The organism is Flavobacterium bizetiae (assembly GCF_902804475.1).
Classification (GTDB): domain Bacteria; phylum Bacteroidota; class Bacteroidia; order Flavobacteriales; family Flavobacteriaceae; genus Flavobacterium; species Flavobacterium bizetiae.
The window spans coordinates 66633-75693 of sequence record NZ_CADCSU010000083.1; the positions used below are offsets into that span (position 1 = coordinate 66633).

Consider the following 9061-nt stretch of genomic DNA (forward strand, 5'->3'; position numbering starts at 1 on the left):
CAAACCCGAAAAATTTTAATGATTTTTCGGGTTTTTTGTTTTGTAAGAAAACGTTAAGGAATTCAAGTTTGATCTTCTTTCAGAATGAATACAAAAGTTAAAATCGTCAAATTGAGCCTATTTTTCTTTAAAAAAATCAAGAATAAAAGAGGAAATTCGGCTTTAAAAATTACATTTGTAATCTTATAAAATTTAAAAATGGAACTCAAACTCAACAAACCAATTTGCTTTTTTGATCTTGAAACAACCGGAATTGATATCGGTAAAGATCGAATTGTAGAAATTTCGATATTCAAAGTTTTTCCAAACGGAAATAAAGAAAGTAAAACCTGGTTGGTGAATCCTACCATTCCAATTCCGCCGCAAACCACCGCCGTCCATGGTATTACAGATGAAAAAGTAGCCAACGAGCCAACTTTTAATGAATTGGCGCCGCAAATTCATAATATGATTAAGGATAGTGATTTGGGTGGTTTTAACTCAGATCGTTTCGATATTCCGCTTTTGGCAGAAGAATTACTTCGCGCCGGAGTAGATTTTGATATGAAAAATAAAGTGTCAGTAGATGTGCAGACTATTTTTCATAAAATGGAAGAGCGTACGCTAAGCGCTGCATTGAAATTCTATTGCGGAAAAAGTTTAGAAAATGCCCACTCTGCAGAAGCAGATACGATGGCGACTTACGAAATCTTAAAAGCGCAATTAGATCGTTATCCGGAACTTGAAAACGACATGAAATCATTGTCTGAATTTACAACCCGTAAAAAGATTGCTGATTTTGCCGGAATGATTGCTTTTGATAAAGACAACGAAGAGATTTTTACCTTCGGAAAACACAAAGGTGCCAAAGTTGATAAAATCCTTGAAACTGAACCTGGATATTTCAGCTGGATTCAAAATGCTGATTTTCCTTTGTACACCAAAAAGGTTTTGACAGCAATAAAATTAAGAAAGTTAAACACAAAATAAGTTTTCAGTCACAGTGTCAGTCTTCAGTTATATACTGGGACTGATTTTGTGTTTACAACGACTGTGACTGAAAACTGAGACTGAAAACTATAAATAATGAAGATCATCTGTATCGGTAGAAATTATACCAATCATATTGAGGAACTACAAAATGAGCGTCCGACAGAGCCGGTGGTTTTTATGAAACCGGATTCGGCAGTTTTGTTGAAGCAGCATCCGTTTGTAATTCCGGAATTTTCTGAAGAAATTCATCACGAAATAGAGATAATTGTTAAAATTAACAAAGTAGGAAAGTACATTGAACCTAAGTTTGCGCACAAGTACTACGATGAAATAAGTGTAGGTATCGACTTTACTGCCAGAGATTTGCAGGATAAATTGAAAGCAAAAGGATTGCCTTGGGAAAAAGCAAAAGCATTTGACGGCTCTGCGGTTATTGGAGACTTTTTACCAAAAACCGATTTTATTTCGATGGAAAATCTTACATTTGAGTTAACAAACAATTCTAAAACAGTTCAAAAAGGCAATACAAGCTTTATGCTTTGGAAAATTGATGAACTTGTTTCGTATGTGTCGCAGTTTTTTACTTTAAAAATTGGTGATATTATTTTTACCGGAACTCCTGAAGGTGTCGCTTCGGTAAAACCAAATGATGTTTTAGAAGGCTTTTTAGAAGATAAAAAATTATTCAGAATACAAGTAAAATAATGGCTTTAAAATACAACCTTTCGAAAGTGTATGCACTTTCAGACAACGATCCTGAATTTGTAAACGAAATTCTAAAATTATTTGTTACCGAAGTTCCTGAAGATTTAAAGCAAATCAAAGAAGGAATTAAGAAAAAAGATCATAAATATGCGTATTCGTATGCGCACAAAATTAAGCCAACATTAGATTTAATGGGATTAAATGTGGCTTTTGAAGAAATACTGCAAGTCGAGGCCTGGACAAAAGCCGAAGGCAAGAAAAAAGAAATTATCTAAACTTTTAAAAGTATAAAAGTGCAGGTAAAAGATGCTATCAAGGAAATTAAAAAAGATTTTGATTTGTAAAATTTGGGCGTGCCCCTGTTTTTGCCCTTTTTTAATTTAAGGCAAAAACAGGGTCGGGTTATCCGCTATATCTTTTGTTCCCGGAAATCTTTTGCTCAACAAAGGCGTCTATTTTGTCACAAAAGGATGCCGCTACTACCCCTCACGCAAAATCGTTGCGAGAACAATCTTCTTTATAATAATGACTTACTAATTTAAGTAAAAATATTCTACAGCTATGAAAGCAACTATCATTACTATTGGAGACGAAATTTTAATAGGTCAAATTGTAGATACAAATTCTGGTTTTATCGCCAAATCACTCGACCGAATTGGTGTCGAAGTTCATGAAATGATTTCGATAAGCGATGACAAAAAACACATTTTAGACACATTTGCACAATTGCAAAACAAAGTTGATGTTGTTATTGTCACGGGAGGTTTGGGACCAACGAAAGATGATGTCACTAAAAAAACATTCTGCGATTATTTTGATGATGAACTAGTCGTAAATCCGGAAGTTCTGGCTCATGTGACAGAATTGATCGAAGGTTTTTATAAACGACCAATTTCACAATTAAATAAAGATCAGGCCTTAGTTCCGTCAAAATGTACCGTTTTACACAATAAAATGGGAACTGCGCCTGGAATGTGGATGAAAAAAGAAAATACGGTATTTGTTTCGCTTCCGGGAGTTCCGTACGAAATGAAATATTTAGTCGAAGAAGAAATAATTCCTAAAATTGTTCGTGAATACAAGCGTCCGTATATCATTCATAAAACCATTTTAACCTATGGTCAGGGCGAGAGTCTAGTGGCAGAACGTATCGAACATTGGGAAAATAATTTGCCTGAATTTATCAAGTTAGCCTATTTACCTAATCCCGGAAGAGTGCGCTTGCGTTTATCGGCCAGAGGAACAGATAAAGACCTGCTTGAAGCAGCGATCGAAGAAAACGTAAAGTCATTAGATGCTATCATTCATGATATTATTGTTGGTTACGAAGAAAATGAAACGATAGAATCTGTAGTGGGCAAAATACTGACCAGACAAAATAAAACCATTTCGACTGCCGAAAGTTTTACAGGAGGAAAAATAGCCTCGATTTTATCAGCAGTTCCAGGAGCATCTAACTACTTTAAGGGCAGTGTAGTTTCGTACGCAACCGAGGCGAAGGTTAATGTTCTCGGTATCTCGCAGGATTTAGTCGATCAATTTTCGGTAGTTAGCGCAGAGGTTGCATCGGCTATGGCTTTGAATGTGAAAGAGATACTTAAAACAGACTATGCAATTGCCACAACCGGGAACGCCGGACCGACAAAAGGAGACTCTGATGCAGAAATTGGAGCTGTTTTTATCGCTTTGGCCACTCCAAACGGTATAATTGTCGAAGAATTTAATTTTGGTCAACCACGTGAAAAAGTGATAGATAGAGCGACGATTAAGAGTTTAGAAATATTACAGAAAGAAATTTTAAAAAATGTGCAATAATTTTTTGCTACAATGGTTTATTTTTCTTTTCTTTGCACCCTGATTTTGAATAACGATAAAAGTAAAGTATAATGTCAAGAGTTTGTGACCTTACAGGTAAAAGAGCGATGGTAGGAAATAACGTTTCTCACGCTATGAACAAAACTAAGAGAAAATTTTCTGTAAACTTAGTTAAAAAGCGTTTTTATCTTCCAGAAGAAGATAGATGGATTACTCTTAGAGTAGCAGCATCTACGATAAAAACAATTAATAAAAATGGAATTTCTGCTGTTTTGAAAAAAGCGCAGTCAGAAGGATTTATCAAATAATCTTTTCCTAAATAAATATATAGCAAGATGGCAAAGAAAGGTAATAGAATCCAGGTAATTTTAGAATGTACTGAGCACAAGACTTCTGGTGTTCCAGGTACTTCAAGATACATAACAACTAAGAACAAAAAAAATACTCCGGATAGATTAGAGATTAAAAAATTTAATCCAATCTTGAAACGTGTAACTGTTCATAAAGAAATTAAATAATTAAGTCATGGCAAAGAAAACCGTAGCATCGTTACAAACAGCTTCTAAGAGATTATCAAAAGCCATCAAAATGGTGAAATCTCCTAAAACTGGTGCATATACATTCGTAGAATCTATTATGGCTCCTGAAGAAGTTGATACTTTCTTGAAAAAGAAATAATAACAATTACAGTATATAGAAAAGCTACTTTCATTCGGAAGTAGCTTTTTTATTTTTTATATTTGTCTAAAATTTTGCAGAAATATAACAATTGGCTTTTTTTTAAGCATTAAATCCCGTTATCATCTCTATCTTTACTATCCGTTTTAACGGAAATAAAGCATAAATGCTATCGGGGCCAAATAAAGCAATTGGTCTTTCTGTAAACATTAGGATTATTTAGATTGTCAAAAAATCGTATAGTCTAAAAAACTAACAACCTATAAAAATGAGTTTTTTTAAAAAATTATTCTCTAGTGATAAAAAAGAGACATTAGACAAAGGTCTCGAAAAATCAAAAACTACTTTTTTCTCTAAGTTAAGCAAAGCTGTTGCTGGAAAATCTAAAGTCGATGACGACGTTCTGGATGATCTTGAGGAAATTCTTGTTGCTTCTGACGTTGGTGTAAATACAACGCTGAAGGTAATCTCAAGAATAGAAAAACGCGTTGCCGAAGACAAATATTTAGGTACAGATGAATTGAACCAGATTCTGCGTGAAGAAATTGGTGCTTTACTTTCTGAAACCAATACCGGAGAAGCAACTGAATTCGAAATTCCGAAAGATAAAAAGCCATATGTTTTAATGGTGGTTGGTGTCAATGGAGTTGGTAAAACAACTACAATTGGTAAACTGGCTTATCAGTTTAAAAAAGCGGGGTATAAAGTCGTTTTAGGAGCTGCAGATACTTTTCGCGCTGCTGCTATCGATCAATTGCAAGTTTGGGCAGATCGTGTAGATGTGCCTATCGTAAGACAAAATATGGGTAGTGATCCTGCTTCTGTTGCTTTTGATACTCTGCAATCTGCCGTAGCTCAAAATGCCGATGTTGTTATTATTGATACTGCCGGACGTTTGCATAATAAAGTAAATTTAATGAACGAGCTTACCAAAGTAAAACGAGTGATGCAAAAGGTTGTTGCTGATGCACCTCATGATGTACTTTTGGTTTTAGATGGTTCTACTGGTCAAAATGCTTTTGAACAAGCAAAACAATTTACAGCTGCAACTGAGGTAACTTCGCTTGCGGTAACTAAACTAGACGGAACTGCAAAAGGTGGTGTTGTAATTGGTATTTCTGACCAGTTTCAAATTCCTGTAAAATATATTGGTGTTGGTGAAGGAATTGAGGATTTACAGGTATTTAATAAATACGAGTTTGTAGATAGTTTTTTTAAATAATTTTTAGAATTAATTGAATGAGTTTTTCTTCTTTTAAAAATATAACACCTCTTACTTTTTATTTTGGGAGTGTTATTTGTTTTGTACTGGCAAATGTATTGCGAGACAAAATTTCGACTTTTTACTATATATTACTGGTTTTAGGTATAGCCTTCTTTTTTATGGGAGTTTTAAAAAGATTACGCACGAAGTAATCTTTTTTTGTGGTTTTATATTTTATAGATCAAACGCCTTAATTTAAAGATTAGCGATTAACTCTTGTTTATAATGAAGTATTGTTTTCTTATTTTACTTTGTAGTTTTGTTTCCTGTACAAATGCAAGGAAGGAAAGCGAGGTTAAAAAGAGTAAGGTAATTGTTATCCAGCCATTGGGTAATTTTAAAGCAGATCAGGCTAAGAATGTTCTTGTTCAGATCAAGGAGATTAATCCTGATGTTGTGTTAAGATCGGCTATTTCTTTTCCTGAAAACTCATATTACAAACCCAGAAACAGATATCGTGCTGATAGTATTATAAGATTTCTTAGTAATACTATTGGTAAGGATTCGGTTATTGTAGGATTGTCTAATCGCGATATTAGTACTACTAAAAACGGAATAGAGGATTGGGGTGTTATGGGATTAGGTTACCGCCCTGGTAAATCCTGTGTAGTTTCGGATTTTAGAATGGCAAGCAAAAACAGAAATCAACAATTTTATAAAGTAGTTTTGCATGAATTGGGTCATACTGAAGGTTTGCCGCATTGTAAAACGAAAACTTGTCTTATGAGGGATGCTGAAGGTGGAAATCATTTAGATGAAGAAAAAGATTTCTGCGAGGACTGCAAAAGCTTTCTGTTGAAAAAGGGCTGGAATTTAATATAATACATTTATTGCTTAAGTTCCCATTGTGTACCATCAGTAAATACAACTAAGTAAGCTCTTGCTGCTATAATGGCATGGGCGTCTGTTGAGAAATCTTCCCATATTTTAGATGTTGTTTTTCGTGGCTCTAATAAAATGTCGGTGTGACCTCTGGATATTCCTTTTACAAAGAAAAACTGGCCACTTGCCGGTTTGTCGAATACATTTTCGCAGTACCATTCAAATTTAATGGCTTTGATGTTTTTTCTTGTTGTGTTTTTGTAAGTTAGTTGAATGTCTTTATGATCAGAATATTGATTTTTAAGCAGTTTGGCTGAAATGATTTTGACTGGAGAATTCTTTGTTTTTTGTGTGTCCAGGAAGTTGTGTTTGACAGAATCTATTATCTCTTTTTCATTTTTCTCTTCTGTAATTTTTCCGTTAGTATTATCCTGAAGGATTGGTTTGGTTGCGTTGCTTTTTTTGTTGGTACATGAAATTAAAATTGGGATAATAAATGTTAGTATTATTTTTTTCATTTTGGTTGGTGTATGGCAAGTAGAAGGTCCGGTGTTAAATACTTATATAGGAGAAAAAAGTCAAAACATTTTTGCTGCAAAATTGCGAGATATTAAATTTTATTAAAGCCTTTAAAAGTTAAACTTTTATCAGAATAAGTTTTTTATGGAGGGAGATTTTTTATTCTTGAAATCTTGCAAAAATTAAGAGATAAATATTTTATTTGAATTTTATAAAGTTAACTTTGTATCACAGAATTTTCTTCTGAAAAAGGATGTCTAGCCCTGATGGAAGCGACATCCTTTTTCTGGCTTCTTTAGCCAGGAAAAGATATAGCGGACAGCAGGTATCAGCTCCTAATCATTCCTGAAATTTTTAGGATATTGAGAGTAAATCTATTTAAATTTTTAATAAATACAGTATGAAAAACACTTTTATGATTTTGGTTTTATCGCTTTTGCTGGTAAGCTGTAAACAAGAAATTAAACCGGCAGATATTGCAAAATTAAATGGCTATTGGGAAATTGAAAAGGTAGTTTTTGATAAGGGTGAAGAGAAGGATTATAAAATGAATGAAAGTTTTGATTACTTTGACATAAAGAATAATAAAGGGATTAGAAAGAAGGTGATGCCACAGCTTGATGGGACTTTTTTGACGAGTGATTCTTTTGAAAGTGTTTCGGTTCGATTTAAAGGGGATCAGGTTTTTCTGGATTATAAAACGGATTACGCAAAATGGAGCGAGGAATTGATTTCGATTACAGAGGAGAAATTAGTGGTGAAAAATCAGGAGAAAAAAGAGTATCATTATAAAAAAGCAGGAGCAATAAATTTATTAGACGATGGCAAAAAGACTAAATAATCAAAGTACGATTGGGGCTGTTTTGCAACAGATTATCCAAGTGAATAAGTTAGGTGCCGGAATGGATCAGATTGATGTAAAAGAGGCCTGGAGACAGTTGATGGGGAATGGAGTAAACACTTATACGAAGAATGTAATATTGAAGGGGAGTACGTTGTATGTAGAATTGGGTTCGGCAGTTTTAAGGGAGGAATTAAGCCATGGAAAATCTAAAATTGTGAAAATGATTAATGAAGAATTAGGTCGTGAGGTGGTGAAAGACGTTGTTTTGAGATAGATTATTTGGTGAGTTAATAATGAAGTTTTTGTTATGATGAGTATAAAATCTAAGTTTAAATTTTGGCCGATTCTTTTGATTTCTTATTTTACAATATTGCCATTAGTGGCGGTTTATTTTTCGGCTAAGTCGATAACCGCAGGTATGTTTTTGCCTATTTTATTTGTGTTATTTATAGTTTTTTTTTGGCTCACAGTTTTTAGAACCAGGGCATTTAAGGTTGAAATTGAGGATGATGCTATAATTATAAAACGTTATTTTGGAATTGGAAAATCTGTAAGTTATGATTTTAAGACGTTAGATGGTTTTGTAACATTGATTGAATCGGCAAGAGGAGGAGTTTATGAATCTCTTTTTATTCTTAAAGACGGTAAGAGAATTGGTAGTATTTCCAGCTTTTATCACAGTAATTTTGAGGAGCTAAAGTCGGTTTTGAAAGATAAATTGACAGATATGGGAGAGAGGGAACCTGCTTTTATAAAAGAAAGTGTTGAACTGTTTAAGTAAAGGATATAAAAAAACCTGTTTCAGATTAGAAACAGGTTTTTTTGTATTTGTAAACTGTCACTGATAACTGTGACTGTAAACTTATATTAGAATTGCTCTCTTCCAGCAAAGTGAAATGCACCTTCGATTGCAGCGTTTTCGTCGCTATCAGATCCGTGAACTGCATTTTCTCCAATAGAAGTTGCGTATGCTTTACGAATAGTTCCTTCAGCAGCTTCAGCTGGATTTGTAGCTCCAATTAAAGTTCTGAAATCTTCTACTGCGTTGTCTTTTTCTAAAATTGCAGCAACAATTGGTCCGCGAGACATGAATTCAACTAATTCTCCGTAGAAAGGTCTTGCTGCGTGAACTGCGTAAAATGCCTGAGCATCAGCTACAGTAAGTTGAGTTAATTTTAATGAAACGATTTTGAAACCTCCATTAGTAATCATTGCTAAGATATTCCCGATGTGTCCGTTTTGAACTGCATCTGGCTTAATCATTGTAAAAGTTCTATTAGTTGCCATTTTATATTTTATTAAATTTTGTGCAAAAGTATACTTTTTTTATGAATTGTTTTTAATTAATTCGTAATTAAAACATGGTAGAATGATGTTTTAATGAAAAAAATAAACCATATAAGTAATATAAGTTCATTTAATTTTCACGTGCAGAATATCTC

At 33.7% G+C, this 9061-nt stretch carries 13 protein-coding genes and 1 pseudogene; 12 read left to right on the plus strand and 2 right to left on the minus strand.

Going from position 1 to position 9061, the window contains the following annotated elements; translation table 11 throughout:
- Positions 1-198 precede the first annotated feature (198 nt).
- The 9 genes and pseudogenes from FLACOL7796_RS10030 (at position 199) to FLACOL7796_RS10070 (ending at position 6256) form a co-directional block, all read left to right on the plus strand.
- Positions 199-969: a 3'-5' exonuclease gene (locus FLACOL7796_RS10030; RefSeq protein WP_173970658.1), complete on the plus strand. Its 771-nt coding sequence runs from the start codon at positions 199-201 to the stop codon at positions 967-969.
- A gap of 96 nt (positions 970-1065) precedes the next feature.
- Positions 1066-1677, plus strand: coding sequence for a fumarylacetoacetate hydrolase family protein (locus FLACOL7796_RS10035; protein WP_173970659.1), 612 nt, complete (start codon positions 1066-1068; stop codon positions 1675-1677).
- Positions 1677-2021, plus strand: a pseudogene (locus FLACOL7796_RS10040) (Hpt domain-containing protein). The gene FLACOL7796_RS10035 and the pseudogene FLACOL7796_RS10040 overlap by 1 nt, the downstream one beginning before the upstream one ends.
- Before the next feature lie 217 nt (positions 2022-2238).
- Positions 2239-3492, plus strand: a complete 1254-nt coding sequence (locus FLACOL7796_RS10045) for a CinA family nicotinamide mononucleotide deamidase-related protein (protein WP_173970660.1) — start codon at positions 2239-2241, stop codon at positions 3490-3492.
- 71 nt (positions 3493-3563) lie between these two features.
- Complete coding sequence (gene rpmB, locus FLACOL7796_RS10050) at positions 3564-3800, plus strand: 50S ribosomal protein L28 (protein WP_007805815.1); 237 nt, start codon at positions 3564-3566, stop codon at positions 3798-3800.
- Between the two features lie 27 nt (positions 3801-3827).
- Positions 3828-4010 (plus strand): 50S ribosomal protein L33, encoded by a 183-nt coding sequence (rpmG, locus tag FLACOL7796_RS10055; RefSeq protein ID WP_008253902.1) that lies wholly within the window; start codon positions 3828-3830, stop codon positions 4008-4010.
- Positions 4011-4017: 7 nt separating this feature from the next.
- Positions 4018-4170 (plus strand): DUF4295 domain-containing protein, encoded by a 153-nt coding sequence (locus FLACOL7796_RS10060; protein ID WP_072961632.1) that lies wholly within the window; start codon positions 4018-4020, stop codon positions 4168-4170.
- A gap of 268 nt (positions 4171-4438) precedes the next feature.
- Positions 4439-5392 (plus strand): signal recognition particle-docking protein FtsY, encoded by a 954-nt coding sequence (gene ftsY, locus FLACOL7796_RS10065; RefSeq protein ID WP_173970661.1) that lies wholly within the window; start codon positions 4439-4441, stop codon positions 5390-5392.
- A 267-nt stretch (positions 5393-5659) separates the two neighbouring features.
- Entirely contained in the window at positions 5660-6256 is a 597-nt protein-coding gene (locus FLACOL7796_RS10070; RefSeq protein WP_173970662.1) for a Zn-dependent protease, read from the plus strand.
- A gap of 5 nt (positions 6257-6261) precedes the next feature.
- On the opposite strand, the gene FLACOL7796_RS10075 is transcribed toward FLACOL7796_RS10070, so the two are convergent.
- The gene (locus FLACOL7796_RS10075) at positions 6262-6774 is read right to left on the minus strand and encodes a hypothetical protein (protein ID WP_173970663.1); all 513 of its coding nucleotides are present in this window, start codon (positions 6772-6774) and stop codon (positions 6262-6264) included.
- Between the two features lie 401 nt (positions 6775-7175).
- Here FLACOL7796_RS10075 and FLACOL7796_RS10080 point away from each other — a divergent pair, with 401 nt between their 5' ends.
- The 3 genes from FLACOL7796_RS10080 to FLACOL7796_RS10090 all read left to right on the plus strand — a co-directional run bounded on the left by FLACOL7796_RS10080 (position 7176) and on the right by FLACOL7796_RS10090 (position 8400).
- Entirely contained in the window at positions 7176-7616 is a 441-nt protein-coding gene (locus FLACOL7796_RS10080; RefSeq protein ID WP_173970664.1) for a lipocalin family protein, read from the plus strand.
- The gene (locus tag FLACOL7796_RS10085; protein WP_041517090.1) at positions 7597-7893 is read left to right on the plus strand and encodes a DUF721 domain-containing protein; all 297 of its coding nucleotides are present in this window, start codon (positions 7597-7599) and stop codon (positions 7891-7893) included. Before FLACOL7796_RS10080 ends, FLACOL7796_RS10085 begins: the two co-directional genes overlap by 20 nt.
- Positions 7894-7968: 75 nt before the next feature.
- The gene (locus FLACOL7796_RS10090) at positions 7969-8400 is read left to right on the plus strand and encodes a hypothetical protein (protein WP_173970665.1); all 432 of its coding nucleotides are present in this window, start codon (positions 7969-7971) and stop codon (positions 8398-8400) included.
- An 86-nt stretch (positions 8401-8486) separates the two neighbouring features.
- Here the strand turns inward: FLACOL7796_RS10090 and FLACOL7796_RS10095 are convergent, their stop codons facing one another.
- On the minus strand, positions 8487-8906 hold the full coding sequence (locus tag FLACOL7796_RS10095; RefSeq protein WP_035625955.1) for a nucleoside-diphosphate kinase: 420 nt from the start codon (positions 8904-8906) through the stop codon (positions 8487-8489).
- Positions 8907-9061: the final 155 nt, after the last annotated feature.

Excerpts from the sequence above, each read along its gene's own strand:
- FLACOL7796_RS10030 (WP_173970658.1), top strand. The coding sequence starts at position 199 with ATGGAACTCAAACTCAACAAACCAATTTGCTTTTTTGATCTTGAAACA.
- FLACOL7796_RS10035 (WP_173970659.1), top strand. The coding sequence starts at position 1,066 with ATGAAGATCATCTGTATCGGTAGAAATTATACCAATCATATTGAGGAA.
- FLACOL7796_RS10045 (WP_173970660.1), top strand. The coding sequence starts at position 2,239 with ATGAAAGCAACTATCATTACTATTGGAGACGAAATTTTAATAGGTCAA.
- rpmB (WP_007805815.1), top strand. The coding sequence starts at position 3,564 with ATGTCAAGAGTTTGTGACCTTACAGGTAAAAGAGCGATGGTAGGAAAT.
- rpmG (WP_008253902.1), top strand. The coding sequence starts at position 3,828 with ATGGCAAAGAAAGGTAATAGAATCCAGGTAATTTTAGAATGTACTGAG.
- FLACOL7796_RS10060 (WP_072961632.1), top strand. The coding sequence starts at position 4,018 with ATGGCAAAGAAAACCGTAGCATCGTTACAAACAGCTTCTAAGAGATTA.
- ftsY (WP_173970661.1), top strand. The coding sequence starts at position 4,439 with ATGAGTTTTTTTAAAAAATTATTCTCTAGTGATAAAAAAGAGACATTA.
- FLACOL7796_RS10070 (WP_173970662.1), top strand. The coding sequence starts at position 5,660 with ATGAAGTATTGTTTTCTTATTTTACTTTGTAGTTTTGTTTCCTGTACA.
- FLACOL7796_RS10075 (WP_173970663.1), bottom strand. The coding sequence starts at position 6,774 with ATGAAAAAAATAATACTAACATTTATTATCCCAATTTTAATTTCATGT.
- FLACOL7796_RS10080 (WP_173970664.1), top strand. The coding sequence starts at position 7,176 with ATGAAAAACACTTTTATGATTTTGGTTTTATCGCTTTTGCTGGTAAGC.
- FLACOL7796_RS10085 (WP_041517090.1), top strand. The coding sequence starts at position 7,597 with ATGGCAAAAAGACTAAATAATCAAAGTACGATTGGGGCTGTTTTGCAA.
- FLACOL7796_RS10095 (WP_035625955.1), bottom strand. The coding sequence starts at position 8,906 with ATGGCAACTAATAGAACTTTTACAATGATTAAGCCAGATGCAGTTCAA.